Annotated in this window: 14 protein-coding genes; 4 read left to right on the top strand and 10 right to left on the bottom strand. The window is 54.8% G+C overall.

The window, feature by feature from the left end; translation table 11 throughout:
* Nucleotides 1-294: 294 nt before the first annotated feature.
* Nucleotides 295-2,352, top strand: coding sequence for an adenylate/guanylate cyclase domain-containing protein (locus ACR0IU_RS07675; RefSeq protein ID WP_480715833.1), 2,058 nt, complete (start codon nucleotides 295-297; stop codon nucleotides 2,350-2,352).
* A 266-nt stretch (nucleotides 2,353-2,618) separates the two neighbouring features.
* On the opposite strand, the gene pta is transcribed toward ACR0IU_RS07675, so the two are convergent.
* The 9 genes from pta to ACR0IU_RS07630 form a co-directional block, all read right to left on the bottom strand.
* The gene (pta, locus tag ACR0IU_RS07670; RefSeq protein WP_480715832.1) at nucleotides 2,619-3,626 is read right to left on the bottom strand and encodes a phosphate acetyltransferase; all 1,008 of its coding nucleotides are present in this window, start codon (nucleotides 3,624-3,626) and stop codon (nucleotides 2,619-2,621) included.
* Between the two features lie 207 nt (nucleotides 3,627-3,833).
* On the bottom strand, nucleotides 3,834-4,898 hold the full coding sequence (locus tag ACR0IU_RS07665; RefSeq protein ID WP_480715831.1) for an aldolase/citrate lyase family protein: 1,065 nt from the start codon (nucleotides 4,896-4,898) through the stop codon (nucleotides 3,834-3,836).
* A 13-nt stretch (nucleotides 4,899-4,911) separates the two neighbouring features.
* Nucleotides 4,912-5,712, bottom strand: coding sequence for a 2-oxo-hept-4-ene-1,7-dioate hydratase (gene hpaH, locus ACR0IU_RS07660; protein ID WP_480715830.1), 801 nt, complete (start codon nucleotides 5,710-5,712; stop codon nucleotides 4,912-4,914).
* Complete coding sequence (locus ACR0IU_RS07655) at nucleotides 5,709-6,563, bottom strand: fumarylacetoacetate hydrolase family protein (RefSeq protein WP_480715829.1); 855 nt, start codon at nucleotides 6,561-6,563, stop codon at nucleotides 5,709-5,711. Before ACR0IU_RS07655 ends, hpaH begins: the two co-directional genes overlap by 4 nt.
* 90 nt (nucleotides 6,564-6,653) lie before the next feature.
* Nucleotides 6,654-7,505: a 3,4-dihydroxyphenylacetate 2,3-dioxygenase gene (hpaD, locus tag ACR0IU_RS07650; protein ID WP_480715828.1), complete on the bottom strand. Its 852-nt coding sequence runs from the start codon at nucleotides 7,503-7,505 to the stop codon at nucleotides 6,654-6,656.
* Nucleotides 7,506-7,547: 42 nt separating this feature from the next.
* The gene (gene hpaE, locus ACR0IU_RS07645; protein ID WP_480715827.1) at nucleotides 7,548-9,059 is read right to left on the bottom strand and encodes a 5-carboxymethyl-2-hydroxymuconate semialdehyde dehydrogenase; all 1,512 of its coding nucleotides are present in this window, start codon (nucleotides 9,057-9,059) and stop codon (nucleotides 7,548-7,550) included.
* Between the two features lie 3 nt (nucleotides 9,060-9,062).
* Entirely contained in the window at nucleotides 9,063-9,461 is a 399-nt protein-coding gene (locus tag ACR0IU_RS07640) for a 5-carboxymethyl-2-hydroxymuconate Delta-isomerase (protein ID WP_480715826.1), read from the bottom strand.
* Between the two features lie 126 nt (nucleotides 9,462-9,587).
* Nucleotides 9,588-10,316 (bottom strand): aspartate/glutamate racemase family protein, encoded by a 729-nt coding sequence (locus tag ACR0IU_RS07635; protein ID WP_480715825.1) that lies wholly within the window; start codon nucleotides 10,314-10,316, stop codon nucleotides 9,588-9,590.
* A complete protein-coding gene (locus tag ACR0IU_RS07630; protein WP_170475285.1) occupies nucleotides 10,313-11,017 on the bottom strand; it encodes a GntR family transcriptional regulator in 705 nt (234 codons plus the stop codon). Before ACR0IU_RS07630 ends, ACR0IU_RS07635 begins: the two co-directional genes overlap by 4 nt.
* A gap of 103 nt (nucleotides 11,018-11,120) precedes the next feature.
* Between ACR0IU_RS07630 and ACR0IU_RS07625 the strand changes: the two genes are divergently transcribed.
* Complete coding sequence (locus tag ACR0IU_RS07625) at nucleotides 11,121-12,815, top strand: thiamine pyrophosphate-binding protein (RefSeq protein ID WP_480715824.1); 1,695 nt, start codon at nucleotides 11,121-11,123, stop codon at nucleotides 12,813-12,815.
* Here the strand turns inward: ACR0IU_RS07625 and ACR0IU_RS07620 are convergent.
* Nucleotides 12,776-13,696: a LysR family transcriptional regulator gene (locus ACR0IU_RS07620; protein ID WP_170475281.1), complete on the bottom strand. Its 921-nt coding sequence runs from the start codon at nucleotides 13,694-13,696 to the stop codon at nucleotides 12,776-12,778. The genes ACR0IU_RS07625 and ACR0IU_RS07620 overlap by 40 nt on opposite strands.
* Nucleotides 13,697-13,793: 97 nt before the next feature.
* Between ACR0IU_RS07620 and ACR0IU_RS07615 the strand changes: the two genes are divergently transcribed.
* The gene (locus ACR0IU_RS07615) at nucleotides 13,794-14,927 is read left to right on the top strand and encodes an enolase C-terminal domain-like protein (RefSeq protein WP_480715823.1); all 1,134 of its coding nucleotides are present in this window, start codon (nucleotides 13,794-13,796) and stop codon (nucleotides 14,925-14,927) included.
* A complete protein-coding gene (locus ACR0IU_RS07610; RefSeq protein WP_170774411.1) occupies nucleotides 14,924-16,174 on the top strand; it encodes an NAD(P)/FAD-dependent oxidoreductase in 1,251 nt (416 codons plus the stop codon). The genes ACR0IU_RS07615 and ACR0IU_RS07610 overlap by 4 nt, the downstream gene beginning before the upstream one ends.
* Nucleotides 16,175-16,204: the final 30 nt, after the last annotated feature.

Genomic DNA, 16,204 nt, shown 5'->3' with positions numbered 1-16,204 from the left:
TGAACCTGGGATTAGTGCGACTGATTTTCATTTGTACCGTGACTGGGTAGAAGTCGTTGGCCCTTCGAATTCTAAGGCGCGGGTTCGTTCAATGTGAATTGATTACGCTGCTACCAGTTTGTGTGCGATCATTCACCGAGAAAGAGGCCATTTGGCACGGCGCGTCAAATGGTCAGGCTATTTAGTGTTCAATCTGGGTAGATTGGCCATGTCGGGCCGGGGCATGAGGGATCATATGGTCGAATCGCGCAGTGAAATTGCATTTTCCCGACGATGTATCGTGTTGGAGCAGACATGCGCATCAGTGTAGGGATCGCGGTGACTCTGCTGGTTGCGTTGTCGATTGGCGTGTCAACTTTTCTGGTGCATTCGCTTTGGTGGACGACTGCACGCGAGAACAGCCGAATGCTGGCGGCTGAGATCAATAGTCAGATCGCAAATACTGTTCGGATCGAAGTTGGCCTGACCCTGAGATCTGCGGAGGCAGCCTGGGCAGCCGTGCGAACCATCTTTGTTCAGGACGTCATCGCCACGCGACAGGCCGACAAACGCGAGTTTGTCTTTCTGTCGCAACTGCAGGCGCAACCAAACATTTCGTGGATCATGTTTGGTTGGCCGGACGGGAATTACTTTGCCGCTCATCGCTTGGGGGATGGTGGGCTTGAGATGATCGAGATCGACAGCGAAATCCGAGATGGAATGCTGCGGACCGACCGGTACATTTTTATTCCAGGTGATATTCAGTTCGAAGAACGGGCTTTCTCGGCGACAACCTTTGACCCGCGTGATCACGCTTGGTATCGGAATTTCATTGGCCGGGGCACTGCCGACTGGATCGAAGCCCGCGATCTGCCCGGTGGTCATAAGACGGTTTATGCGTTTGCAGGCCCCGTCGACGTAAATCGCAAGCGTCAGGGTGTTCTGGCTGTTGTCATCGAAACTGACAGGCTGTCGCGTTTTCTGGGCACACTGCGACCTGGTGAATTTGGCGCTGCATTTATTCTTGATGCTGACGGGAAAGTGATCGCGGTTCCTGATCCCGAGGCGGATGAGATCACACCTGCCCGGATGGGTGAAGGTCAGCTTTACGAAGTTGCCAAGAAGTCCGGGCAGCAACTGCTGGGGAATTCGATTTCGCGCGCGTCCATGAACTCTACTACTAGGATTGTGAACGATGGTGTGCCCTATGCAGTGGCTCTGACACCGTTGGGGTTTTATGGGTGGCGCGTGGCGACGGTTATTCCCGAGTCTGCTTTCTTGTCCGGAATCAATCAGACACTGGTGAACTTGCTCTATATTCTGATCGGAGTTGTCGTCGTTGCAACGGCGCTGGCAATTTGGCTTGTCCGAACGGTTGTCGCAAATCCTTTGGCACGCATCGTCGAAGACCTGAGCCGCGTTGAAAGATTTGATACTGAAAAGATCACCCGCAGACCCTCAAAGCTTCGCGAACTTTCGAATCTTTCAGCGGCAACCGCGAATATGGCGGCAGGCCTATCGGCCTTTCGCAAATATGTACCAACTGATCTTGTTCGGATGTTGGTTGCAGAGGGGATCAAAACGCAGCCGGGCGGAGACCTAAAGCGAATTTCAGTTCTGTTTTGTGATGTGGCTGGTTTTACAGGGCTTTCGGAAAAGCTGGGCCCCGAAATTGTTCAGTTAATGGCGCCGTTCTTTAGCGCTGCATCTTCCGCTATCGCCCGACATGATGGGACGATTGATAAGTTTATGGGTGATGCTGTCATGGCCTTCTGGGGTGCCCCGCGTGCCGACGCCGATCACGCCGAACATGCCTGCAGGGCGTCTTTGGATCTTGTCGAATCCGTTGCCGCAACAGGTATCAAAGATGATGAGGGGCGCCCCCTGAGCATACGTGTGGGACTAAATACAGGCGATGCGCTGGTCGGGAATATCGGTTCAGAAGAGCGATTGAATTATACAGCGATAGGCGACGCTGTTAATATTGCCAGCCGTCTGGAAGGTGCCAACAAGATTTATGGAACTTCGGTTCTGATCGGCCCGGAAACGCGCCGTGCTGCAGGTGATTCAATTGTGGTACGCGAGCTCGACACCTTGGCAGTTTATGGTCGAACAGGTGGTCTGGTGATTTATGAGTTAATCGAAATGGCCGACAGTTCTACGGGATCGCATTCATGGATAAAAGCTTACGAAGAAGGACTTGAGCACTACCGAAACCTCCGTTTCGAAGCGGCGATCCGGGCTTTCGAAGCTGCAGAACGAGGCCGGGGCGGTGATCAGGCTTCAGCTATTATGATAGAGCGCTCAAACACCTATCTGGTGTCGCCACCACCGGCAGACTGGAACGGGGTTGCTATAGCGGACTCCAAATGAATTGACCGGCTCGGGCGATCATCAAGAAATCGTGCTTACACCGCAGTTTCCAGCGCCGCCGAACTATACACCACGGTGCTGACACCAAGGTTTCGGATTTATCAGATTTCCAGCGTGCAAAATGCGACACGAAGGAGATCGTCTCCCGATGTTTCATTTTCAGGTAGGTGAGGGAGAGACGCATTGGCGGAGACCATTCAGACAGGTCCTTCAAGTGTCTTGAATGGGTCGCTAGCCAGTCAAAACTGAAGGCCAGGTGCCTGATTTTAGGATTCAAGCGCCTGAAGGATGGTCACAGCGATAATCTGTGTCACATCCTCTGCACTACAGCCCCGCGAGAGGTCGTTGGCTGGTTTGGCTAGGCCCTGAAGAACCGGGCCAATTGCCAGATAACCGCCTAAACGCTGCGTCATCTTATAACCGATATTCCCGGCATCCAGATTTGGGAAAATCTTGATGTTTGCCTGCCCGGCAACTGTCGATCCGGGTGATTTGCGTTCGCCGATCGATGGAACAAATGCGGCGTCAAATTGCAATTCCCCATCAACATTCAATTCCGGGTGTTTCGCGCGGAGTATTTCTGTTGCGTTGACTACTTTGTCGACCGATGGGTGGCGTGCGCTGCCCTTGGTTGAAAAGCTCAGCATCGCGATTTTTGGTTCTTCCCGCAGCAAGGCGCGCGCGGAAACCGCCGATGCAGCAGCAATACTCGCCAATTCTTCCGAATTCGGGTCTATTACTAATCCGCAGTCAGAATACAGCATCGCACGTGCACCGGGTTGTGCGTTTTCGGGCGGGTACATCAGAAAAAAGGATGACACCATTCCAGCGCCAGGTTTCATGCCAATGACCTGAATTGCAGTTCTGACAACATCGCCAGTTGTATGTACCGCTCCTCCCACTGTGCCTGATGCGTGTCCGAGTCTCACCAGCATCGCCGCATAGACCAATGGCGTTTCCGCCGCCTGCCGCGCCTTGGCTTCGTCAACACCCTTGTGTTTTCGCAGGTTATAATACTCGGCTGCAAAAGCCTCAGTCAGGGAAGATCGGGCCGGGTCGTGGATCGAGATACCGTCGCCTGCTGATGCGCCCGCGGCGTGCAATGCGGCTTCAACCTCTGTTTTTGGTCCGACCAGAATGATATCGGCGACACCCGCACTATGTGCCGCCAGCGCCCCTGCTACTATCCGCGGGTCTGCTCCTTCGCTCAGCGCTACAACAGGGCGGGTTGTCGGCGCATTCGCCCTCAGCAGCTCGATTGGCGTCAAGGTCATCGGTATCCGTCCTTCTCCACTAGAATTGGCAGCAACGCTCGGTTGAGGACATTGGAGTACACCAATTGGCTTGCCCGTAGTTGCACTGCGCCGGTTCGTCTCACAAACAATGGTTTTGTTCAATGCGTCAAACGGCGCGACGCTGCCGGTAAGCGACCAGAAGTGGGCCAGTTGCTGGCTCGTTGCTGTCAAATCTGCGTGAACGGATCAGGAAGAACTCTGATCCCAGATCGGCGTGCAGTCTTCGCGGAAGGCGAAGCGTAGGAGGTGTTGTTCAATAATCTGTTTCCAATGCTCCAGATCACCGCGCGCGCCCGTTGTAGCGACAATCGACAGATAGTCTTGGGTCGCCGACATCTCGACAGATTTGCCATCCGAAAAGTTGATCCGGCCGTGCGTCTCGTTGAATTCAACCTCGGCCTTGTGCGACCAGTGCTTGCAGAGTTGTTGCAGATATTTGCTGCTGTTGGCCGAGGTCATCCGCCCCGATGCTGTCTGGTCAGGAAGCAGGCTCAACGCTTGTTGCGCGCTCGTGCGAATAGCACTAGCAAATCGGGTTACATCAATGTCGGTGGCTACAAAGGTTGCACCCAGATCAAGACATTGGCGTTGCATCTCGGGGTCCGTGGTCAGAATACCTGCCGCCTTGCCAGCAGCCACTGTGCGTTTTATGGCATCAAGCACGGCGGCTTTGACCTCTGGGTGTCCCGCCTGGCCGATGTGGCCCATATCAGCAGCCAGATCTGCTGGTCCAATAAAGACCCCGTCAACCTCGGTCTCCAGAATTCCGTCAAGTGCCGCCATGCCGGCACGGTTTTCAACCTGAACGATCAGACATATCTGGTCATCTGCAGTGGTGAGATAGTCGTCGATTGCAGCGAACATCGACGCCCTAGCTAAAGACGAACCGACACCGCGTGACCCAATAGGCGGATACCGAACCGCCCGAACCAGTTCTTCTGCCTGATCCTTACTCTCAACCATTGGTACAAGGAGACTTTGAATACCCGCATCCAGATATTGCTTGATCAACCATGTTTCGCCGATCGGCAAGCGGGCGAGTGGTATGCTGTCGGAGGCTTCAATCACGCGCACCTGTTCCAGTATCGAGCGCAGATCATTCGGCGCATGTTCGCCATCTACCAGCAGCCAATCAAATCCGGCGGTTGCCGAGATTTCGGCGGCGTATGGACTTGCCAAGCCAATCCAGCAGCCCATTTGGGGGCGTTTTTCTTTTAGCGCGATCTTAAAGCGGTTTGTTGGGGCAGGCATGGCGAACTCTCTTTTAAGCGAAGCGAATGTCAACGGACCCAAACACGCCGAAATCAGCATGGATTTCGGTCCCGGAAGGGCATTCGACCGGTCGGATAAAACTACCGGACAGGATAATCTGGCCGGGCTCAATGCTTTGGCCATATGTGGCCATGCGGCGCGCCAGCCAAACAACGCTTTCGATTGGGTCGTTCAGCACACCCGCTCCCAGTCCGGTTTCTTCGATTTCACCGTTGCGGAATGTCAGAGCTCCGACCCATCGCAGATCGGCAGCATCGATCTTATGACGCGCGGCACCCAACACAATGCCAGCATTGGCCGCATTGTCACTGATGGTATCGAACACGGTTCGGGTCTTGCCGGTCTCGGGGTCTACACGCTGGATCCGCGTATCGAGAATTTCGATGGCAGGTGCGACATGGTCAGTGGCTGCAATCACATCTTCTCGGCTCACGTTGTTTCCACCCAACGGAGATTTGGTGACAAAGGCGATCTCAGCTTCGACGCGGGGCTGAATGAATCGGTCGGCAGGCACGGTTGCGCCATTGTCAAAGATCATGTCGTCAAACAGGATACCGCTGTCAGGGATATCGATGTTTAGCGCGTATTGCATCGCTTTCGAGGTTAGGCCGATCTTCCAACCAACCACTCTGCGACCCTCGGCCAACTTGGCGCGGTAGATAGCGTTTTGTACCTCATAAGCATCATCCATCCCCATCTCAGGATGACGCAAAGACAGAAGGCCGATCTGATTGCCGCAGCGTTCGGCGTCAAGCAAGTCTGCAGCGGCTTTTGCGTGCTCGGCGGGCGTCATACAATTTCATCCTCGATGCCATTGCGCAAAGTCCCAATGCCTTCGACTTCGATTTCGACCACGTCACCTGGCTTGAGGTATTTAGGCGGATCAAACCGCGCACCCGCGCCTGTGGGCGTGCCAGTGACGATGATATCACCGGGCTGTAGGGTCATGAAGGTCGAGATATATTCGATCTCGCGTCGGACCGGAAACATCATGCGGTTCAGCGTATCGTCCTGACGTACCTCTCCGTTGACGCGGGTGACGATACGGGCGTCATCCAGCTGAGAGGCGTTGGTAAATGGCACCAGCCACGGCCCGATGGACCCAGAACGATCCCAGTTCTTGCCTTGCGTGACGTTAAATTTCGCGTGCCGGACCCAATCGCGGATCGTGCCTTCGTTGCACAGTGTCAGCGCTGCAATATGGTCATAGGCCTGATCCTGAGGGATACGTCGCCCCGTTTTGCCGATGACAATCGCAACCTCGCCTTCGTAGTCCAATGTGTGGTTTTCGGGAGGACGAACGAGGTTTTGTTCATGGCCCGTAAATCCACTGGCGAAACGTGGAAACAGCGACATGTATTTCGGTTGCGCGCTGCCATCTTTGTACTCGGCATTCCGATCAGGGAAATTTACTCCAACGCACAGGATGCGCCGTGCACTGGGCATGACCATTTCATACGTGAACTCGGTGTGTGTCACAGGTTTGCCTTTGGCAACCGCCCCTAGCTGGTCCAATGCACCTGCAGCAATAACATCATACAGAGATGGCCAGTGGGGAAAATCCGGCGAAAGAGCGATCATGCCCTCATCGGTAACAGCCCCGTAGAATAGTTCTTCATTGGCTGTGTAAGTTGCATAGCGCATTGATTTTTGTCCTCGTCAGCGGGGTCCGGTCTCATGCTGAAATTCAACTGTTAGCCGCCACACTCAGGTTCTGATTCAGCAATTCGAGGGTCAAACAGGGAAGATGACATTGGTCTGTCCGGTGCCCGAGCTGGGGAAGTACTCAGTCACGACCTCGCACTTCTTGTCATAGGCATCCCATCCCAGTGCGCCATACAGCATCGCCGTGTCGTGCATCGAACCTTCACCACAGCAGAAATTGGCATAGTCGCCCAGCATTTTGAGGAATGTGGCGTGGTCGCCGTTCTTCCACATTTTAAGAACGTGCAAGTCCATCTGGCGGTTGAATTCCGAGCTGATGGTAAATGTGCCGTTATTGGCAGCGTAATCCTTGTTGGCCCAGATTTTGTGCGACAGGGAACCGGACGCGACCAGCAGCACCTTCTCATCGCTGGCCTCGACCGCCTCGCGAATGGCTTCACCGATGATCCGACTTTCGTCGTGATCGTGAACCGTGGCCCAAGCAGCGACGGAGACGACCTTCATGTCATGCTCGCGGCTCATGAACCGCATCGGGACCAAAGTGCCATATTCCAGTTCAAGACTGTCCAGATGATGCGCAAGCGTATAGGCGCCCTTATCCGATGCGATTTTGGCAATCGCATCCCCCATTTCCGGGTTGCCCCGATACGAATAAGGCAGGTTTTGAATGAACTGAGGGAATTCGTTTGAGGTGAACAGCCCCTCAAACTTCTCGTTCGCATTGATGTGGAACCCGGCATTGATAACCCAGTGGGTGTCACAAATAACCACTGTGGTTGCACCCAGCTCTTTCGCGCGACGTGCGATTTCGCGGTGACCGTCAATGGCTGGCTGACGTTTGCCTTTTATCGGCCCTTCCTGCTCGGACATAAGCAGCGTGGGTACGTGGGTCATCTTTGCAGCAAGAACGATTTCGCCCATGATCTCCTCCTGAATTTTCAGTCTTTCGAGCGGGTTGGCCAATTATAGCTTACCCAATTGCATGATTTTGTGTTGCCCTGTGGCAAACCCGATATGCTTTTGTTCCATATAGAACTCAAAGCTCCAATCGCCGCCATCGCGACCTATGCCGGATGCCTTTACCCCGCCAAACGGTGTGGGTAGGTGTCGAACGTTCTCCGAGTTTACCCATATCATCCCAGCCTCGAGCTTGTCGGTAAAGCGTAGGGCGCGGGTCAGATCGTTGGTCCAGACATAACCGGTCAGGCCATAGTCGGTGTCGTTCGCCATAGTCAGCGCCTCGTCCTCGGTCGAGAAGGGGATTGAGGTCAGAACGGGTCCAAATATTTCCTCGCGCGCAATCCGCATCTGGTTATTGGCGTTAGTGAACAGGGTGGGGCGGACAAAATAGCCTTCGTCGCCGACCTTTTCGCCACCTGCAGCGATTGTGGCACCGTCAGCCTTGGCGATGTCAAAGTAGCTGGTGACTTTGTTGTAGTGTTCTTCGGTTACAATCGGGCCAATCTCGGTTGCTGGGTCCAGCGGATGCCCGACCTTGATGTTGTTGACACGTTTAATCAAGCGGGCTTCGAATTCCTCTTTGATCGTATCTTGTACCAGCAAACGCGACGATGAAGTACAGCGCTCACCGTTGATCGAATAAATCATGAAGATTACCGCATCCAGCGCACGATCCAGATCGGCGTCATCAAACACGATCACTGGATTTTTTCCGCCTAGTTCAAGATGCATCCGCTTCAATGTATCTGCCCCTTGCTTGGTGATAATGCTTCCGGTGCGGCTTTCACCTACAAAAGCAATTGCTTTGATCGCAGGATGCTCAGTCAGACGTTTGCCTGCATCATGACCAAAACCGTTTACGGTGTTCAGAACACCTGGTGGAAGCCCGGCCTCTTCTGCAATTTCTACCAGCAGTCTTGCGGTTAGCGGGCTATCTTCGGCCGGTTTGTGAACTACGGTGCAGCCCGCAGCCAACGCAGGAGCGATCTTCCATGTGCTCAGCATGAAGGGCGTGTTCCATGGCGTGATCACACCCACAGGGCCGATCGGTACGCGGGTGGTAACATTCATCAAGGTTGGTGATTTCAACTGCTGACCATCGCGGGCCTGCACCACCTGATCAGCAAAATAGCGAAAGTTCTCGGCCCCGCGCAAAGCTGCCTTGGACATGAACCGCCATGTCTGTCCCGTGTCCCAGCATTCGCATAGGGCAATCTCTTCGGCGCGCGTCTCGATTGCGTCAGCAATGTTGATCAGAATTTTCTTTCGTTCTGTTGCGGGCATGTCCCGCCACGCTGGAAATGCGTCCTTTGCGGCTTGGGCCGCCGCATCTACATCAGTCTCGGTGCTGCGGGCCACATCACAGATGGTGCTTTTATCAACTGGTGTCGTGGATTGAAACACACCACCAGAGCCATCGTGGTCTTTCCCATTGATCCGGTTTCTGATTCCAGTTTCCTTGAAACGGGTCAGATAGCCAGCCAGTTTTTCGATATTGCTGTCCAGTGCGCTCATGTATCAGGTCTCCTGACGGGCCGCGCCCATATGGTCGCGGATCGTGCCGGTTTTTGGGGAAAGCTCAGGGTCTATGTCACGCATTTCCAGCGACAATGCGATTGAATGGCGGGCCATGGCCGGGGCCAGATAAGTACTGGCGGCCTCAAAGATACGCCGAGTGGCATCTTGTTTCACATCTTCACTGCGACCTGCGCGCAGGCGGATCGAGATATCGATAAACCCGTGGGCCGGGTTTCCATCGGCGATGGCATAATGATCGACCCGCACCGCGCGAATGCGAATTCCGGGCGTTGGGAAGGTATCAATATCCGCCGCTGCCGCGCGGAGGCATTCGCACAGACCGCTCATGTCCACGATATTTTCGAGGTTTCCCGAGTAGTCGACGTGAAAATGCGGCATAGCCCCTCTCTCTGCGATTATTTGATAAACATGTTAAGTAATATGCTCGCTGAGGTCAAGCGCTTTCCTTAACATATTAACCGTAGGGAAGGTAATATGGGCTTCCTAAGTGTGTAGGGGGAGTTCCTATGTTCTGGGACTTTTTAGGTACTCAGGCGGAGTTAGTCCGGCATGAAACCAGTTTATGAAAGACACGATGGAAAAGACGGGCAGGCCTGTCGCTTTTTGAATATCCGGCGCGTAGGGGCACATATTGGTGCATTCCAACACGATGGCGCCAAGGTCGGGATTGTCGGACTGAAGGGCAAGCGCCGCTTTGACATTGTCGGTGCGGGCTTTGTCCACATCCAATGTCAGTTTGTTTTCAAGGATCGCCGAGGTAAATTCGATGCCTCCTTCGGTTGTGCCGATTGGTGTGCCCTCGGGAACACGAGCTTTTCTTAGGTGTTCTTTGCCCAGCGTCGATGCGGAAATGGTCAGTACTCCGGCATGTTTTCCCGCAGGCAAAACGCGATTGACCATCTCAACCTGCATCAAAGAGGAGGTTGCTACAGGGACAGACACCGCTTCGGCCAGTTCTTCCTGAAACAGCGAGAGAAAGCCGCAATTGGTGGTGATCCCGTCCACCCCATCTTTAACAAGGTCTCTTGCAGCGTCGATAAACGCGTCCAGCAGCCCTTCTGCCCGTTGCCGGACCACAAGGTCAGGTGAAGCGTTGCGAACGATGCGATACAGCACCGGGAACGACCATGTCTGCGCATTCCCCATATCACCGGGAATCCGCGGAAACTGGGCGTCCAGCATGAGAATCCCGACGGATGCACCATAGATAGATTTGCCGCCCTTCGCGATCATGACTGCGCCTCCTGAATGATGCGGGTCGAGATATCTTTGGACCCTTCCATGTAGATACTGGATATCCCATGGCGCACCGCATCCTGCACCTGATCCATCCGCTTGTTGATGTGGGTGCCCAAAACCCGCGCAGCTTCATCGGCATCTCGGTCCATCAGTGCCTGCATGACACGTTTATGCTCGTCTTTCGATCGCTGAACCCGGTCAAGGCTCATGGAAATCCAGCGAATATAGCGAATGCGCTCGTTGATCCGTGTCAGCGTCTGCAGCAACTCTTTGTTTCCGGATAGTTTGGCTATTCCTAGATGGAATGCCTCGTCCCGGGTCACCGCTTCTTCGACCGTCAATCCGGTGATATCGATACCGGTTGCATACAGCTCATCATGGAGCGCCTGCAATTGTTCTGAAGAGGCTTTAGTACACGCCGCTCGAACTGCGGCGGTTTCGATGATTTGGCGCAACTCGAACAAGTCAAAAATGCTTTGGGCATCCAGAGGACGGCAAAAGAAACCCTGTCCCGGGCGAAAGTCGAACAATCTCTCTGCGACCAACCGGTTCAAAGCCTCACGCAATGGGGTCCGGCTGACGCCCAATTCTTTCGATAGTGCGACTTCGTTCAAACGATCGCCGGGACGCAGGCGGAATGAGACCGCCATCGCCTTCACCTGATCGTAGATGTCATCAACGCGTGGACCCGCCATAAGCATTTCTCCTTGATCTACAGGTGCCACACGCCGTTCTTGAAATCAATATACAAAACTGTATACAGTACTGTGTGCAGGAAGAATCGAAAGGGTATCTACCATGACGGGAACGAATTATCTGACCGGAGCCGAAGCAATGGTTCGTATGCTGGAAGCGCATGGTGTGAAGCACATGTTTGGCTTGTGTGGTGATACAACCCTGCCGTTCTATGACGCGCTGGCCCGCATGGATCATGGTATTCAGCACATTCTGACCCGGGACGAGCGTCATGCAGCCTATATGGCAGATGGTTACGCACGGGTGACTGGTAAGCCAGGTGTATGCGAAGGCCCTTCTGGGGGTGGGGCGACCTACATTCTACCCGGTGTGGTCGAGGCCAATGAAAGCTCGGTCCCTATATTGGCAATTACCTCAGATGTGGCAACGACCAGTCGGGGGAAGTATCCGCTCACCGAATTGGACCAGCCCGCATTGTTCAAACCGCTGGCTAAGTGGAACGCTTCACTGGATGATGCCACGCGACTGCCAGCCATGGTGCGTGCTGCTTTTCGAGCGATGACAACTGGAACTCCCGGGGCCACACATCTTGCTCTGCCCTTTGACACTCAGAAAGCGCCGGTCGATGAGGCCGAAATCTGGGCGGATGCCCGGCATCGCAGTTATCCAGCCGAGCGCGCAGGGCCTGATCCGGACGCGATCGAGGCGGCTGCAGAAATACTCGCGGAATCGAAATCCGCAGTGGCGGTCTGCGGGGGAGGACCTGTTTTGTCCGGAGCCACAGACGCCCTGCGCCGTGTCGCGGCGCTGTTGGATATGCCCGTTGCCACGACAGTATCCGGGCAGGGTTCCATCGCCGAAACAGATACTCTTGCCTTGGGTGTCGTCGGGTCGAATGGCGGGGTACCTGCCACCCGTGCAGTGGTGGACGCAGCCGATGTCGTTCTTTTCATCGGCTGTCGTGCAGGATCAGTTACGACTGAACGCTGGAGAAGCCCCGCGCGCAATGCCACTATCATTCATATCGACAGTGATCCGATGGTGATCGGGGCCAATTATCCGACCGAGGTTGCAATTTGTGCCGACGCCCGATTGGCGCTTGAGGCTTTGGCCCAAGCGCTGGAAGAACGGAATGATCTGCCAAAGCTTGGTGGTGCTGCCAAAGCCAGCGCCGCATGGGCGGCCAAGATGGCGGCCTTCAACTCACTCGCTGCTAGCCACAAAACACCGATCCGTCCCGAAGCGGTTATGGCTTCGCTGATGGATATTTTGGATGACGATGCGATTGTGGTCGCTGATCCAGGCACGCCATGTCCTTATTTCAGTGCACATTACCGCTGGCGGAAACCCGGTCGGCATTTCATTACCAATCGGGCCCATGGGGCGCTGGGGTATTCTTTGGGTGCTGCTATGGGCGCACATATCGGGCGGCCTTCGGTCAAAACGCTCTCCGTGATGGGGGACGGCTCTTTTGGATTTACCTGTGGTGAGTTCGAAACCATGGTGCGGCACAACATGCCGATCACATCGATCGTGTTCTCGAATTCAGTCTTTGGCTGGATCAAAGCGGGACAGAACGCGGGGTTTGACCAGCGCTACTACAACGTCGATTTCAACCGCACCGACCACGCCGCCGTCGCAAGCGCCTTCGGTGTGAAATCCTGGACAGTCAAAGACCCTGAGGATCTACCGAAAGTTCTGAAACAGGCGATTGAGCATGATGGACCGACACTGGTCGACATCCATTCCCAACAGCTTCACGAAGCGGCAGCACCAGTCTCAGAGTGGGTCGCGTAGGAGGCGATCGAAGGGGTTAGTTGGGCCATAAAATCCTGAGCAATCGTTGAAAGAGGGCGTCCTTTGGCGGTGATGATTGCCAGATCCAGCATCACGGCGGGTCGGAAAGGGCGGGTTTGATACCCGCGCTCGCCATCAAAAGTAACGGTAAAGGGGTCGATCATCGCAACCCCCATACCTTGCTTAACGAAGCTCAGCAGATTTTCGGACAGATGGGTGTGGATCTGAGTCCGCCAGGTGCGCCCCGCGGATTGGAAGATGTCCCTGGTCCGCCTGTGTGTTTGATGTTCAGGACCCATCACGATGAACGGTTCGTTTTCGAGTATCTCGGGTGTGAGCACATCATGGACAGCCAATGGGCTTCCTTCTGGGAAGGTTGCCAGCGTTTCAAACTGAAAGACTTGGTAGTTTAGCGTGTCATGCAGAATGGGCATCTCGACAATGCCGATCTCAAACAAGCCAGAGATTACCCACTCTTGAATCTTCGAGGAATATTGCGATTGAAAACTTACCGATAGGTTCGGGCGGCTTTTGGCGAAGCGAGCAATCTCACGCGGCATGAAGCCGAAGGATAAAAGATGTGGTGCGGCGATCTGCAATTGGCCGGGGTGCTTGTTCTGCAGATCCGTGACGGCCTGCGCCACGTGGTCCAGGCCTCGAACAACCGTATCAACCTCGCGATACAGCAATTCAGCTTCTGGCGTAGGCAGAAGGCGCCCTTTGTTACGCTCAAATAGAGGTAGCCGCGCTTCTCGTTCGAGTTGGGCCAGAAGGTTACTGATACCCGGCTGTGAAATTCCAAGCACCGAAGCCGCGCCTGTCACGGTTCCGGTCTCCATTATTGCATGAAAGGCTTGCAGCTGACGAAAACGCAGGGACATGTTTTACAGTATCATTTTTTCTGATGATCTCTAGATAATATAGTATTTGAAATGATAGCTCGGTCAAGGCAGGCTCTCGCCATAGGCTGGGGGCGCAATGGGCAATCTGTCACAGAAAATCATAGGCTATGATCTTTGGCACCTTGAGTTGCCGGTTACCTCGCGCCGAGATCACGGTATTGGGTCCGTTGAAGGTGTCTGCGAAGTCGTTGTTCTGCGTCTCAAGTCCGAAGACGGCAACGAAGGGTTTGGTGAAGCGTCCCCTTGGTCCGTTTTCACAGGCACCCCCGAAGCCACCTACGCAGCCCTGGATCGTTATCTGCGCCCACTCGTGGTCGGACAGGTGGTCGCTAATCGGTCAGCGATCATGGCGCGGGCGGCTTATGCGGTCGCACATTGCACCGAAGCGAAGGCCGCATTGGAGACTGCGTTGCTTGATCTTGCAGGCAGGATCAGCAGAGTTCCGGTTTGGTCCCTTCTGGGTGGGCGGTGTCGTGAGACCATCCCGCTCAGTTGCTCTATCGCGAATCCAGATTTTGTGCAGGATATTGACCTCTTGGCTCGGTTGCAGGCGGATGGTGTTCGCCTTGTGAAGCTCAAAACCGGGTTCAAGGATCACGCCTTTGATATCATGCGACTAGAGTATCTCGCTCAGAATTATCCGGAGCTTTCGGTTCGAGTGGACTATAATCAGGGGCTCAGTATTGAGGACGCTCCCGCTCAGGTACGTGATGTTGCGCAATTCGCTCCGGATTTCATCGAGCAACCCGTCCGGGCCCACCATTTCGGTATGATGGGCAAGCTACGACAAATGATCGACGTACCGCTGCTGGCCGATGAGAGTGTCTTTGGCCCTGAAGATATGGAACGTGCCGCGCGCGAGGGCATTTGTGATGGGGTATCTGTGAAAATCATGAAATCCGGTGGTCTGACCCGGGGGCAGTCTGTGGCCCGTGTTGCTGCAGCACACGGTCTGACAGCCTATGGCGGCGATATGTTCGAGGCTGGACTGGCACATCTGGCAGGAACGCACATGATTGCGGCAACCCCTGAGATCACGTTGGGCTGCGAGTTCTACCAAGCTTCCTATTTCCTGAAAGAAGACATTCTGGAAAGCCCCTTCCAAGTCAGCGGCGGCGAGGTGGTCGTCCCTGACGCTCCTGGTCTCGGCAATAGGCCAGATATAGCCAAACTTGACCATTATGCAGTGGCAAAGGCGGTGGCGGCGTGAGCGAGAAGAAGACCATAGCGATCATCGGTGCCGGGATCGTCGGCGTGTCTGCTGCGGTATGGCTGCAGAGGGAAGGACATAAGGTAATCCTGATCGACAAGGCGGGACCGGGGGAGGGGACCTCCCACGGCAATGGGGGCGTGCTGGCGTCCTGCTCGATTGTGCCAGTGACTGTTCCGGGGCTTCTCAGAAAAGCGCCCAAAATGCTGCTCAGCCCGTCGCAGCCATTGTTTTTGAAATGGGGGTACCTGCCAAAGCTGGTCCCTTGGATGACCCGCTATCTGAGTCATGCGAATGCATCAGATGTGGAACGCATCGCTGCAGCTCTGACACCAATTGTAGGCGATAGCCTGAACGACCATAAAGCGCTGGCCGAGGGCACTGGCGCTGAAAAGTGGATCGTGCCATCCGACTACCTGTTCCTCTACAAAGACCGGACGCATTACAAGGAAGACGCATTTGGGTGGGACATTCGTCGTCGGAACGGTTTCATATGGGACGAGTTGGAAGGCCCAGCCTTCCACGCCTATGATCCGGTCTATAGTGAAGACATCGGTTTTGCTGCGAAGCTCTCGGACCACGGCCATATCACTGACCCGGGTCGCTATGTCAAAGATCTGGCGGCGTATGTGGAAGCAAATGGAGGCACGATCCTTCGTGCCGCAGTCGATGATGTGGTTCAGGAGAATGGAAAGGTAACCGGCGTTCGTACGGGTGGGGAAACCATCCCGTGCGACACTGCGATCGTAACCGCAGGCGTTTGGTCAGGACCTTTAGCCAAGCGTCTGGGCATTTCTGTTCCCCTTGAGAGCGAACGCGGCTATCATCTTGAATTGGTGGAGCCTTCTGCCATGCCGCGCAGTCCGGTCATGGTGGTTTCTGGCAAATTTGTTGCCACACCGATGGATGGCCGCATTCGTTTGGCTGGCATTGTGGAGTTTGGCGGGCTTGATGCGCCACCCTCGCGCGCGCCGTTTGAATTGATGCGCAAGAATGCCCGGATGGCTTTCCCGGGTTTGACATGGAAGGAGGAAGTGGAATGGATGGGGCACCGCCCAGCACCAACTGACTCGATCCCAATTATTGGTGAGGCTCCGGGGATCAGCGGTGCGTATATGGGCTTTGGGCACCATCACATAGGCCTGACAGGCGGGCCGAAAACGGGGCGACTTCTGGCCCAGATGATTGCGGGCAGAACCCCGAACACAGACATGAGCGTCTATGCACCCTCGCGTTTCGCAATATAGAAATGACTGGCGAAGAACGCCGGCGCGTCA

Source organism: Ruegeria sp. CL5 (assembly GCF_056536485.1).
Note: the sequence above shows the minus strand (reverse complement) of the source record. Positions and strands in the feature narration are given on the sequence as shown.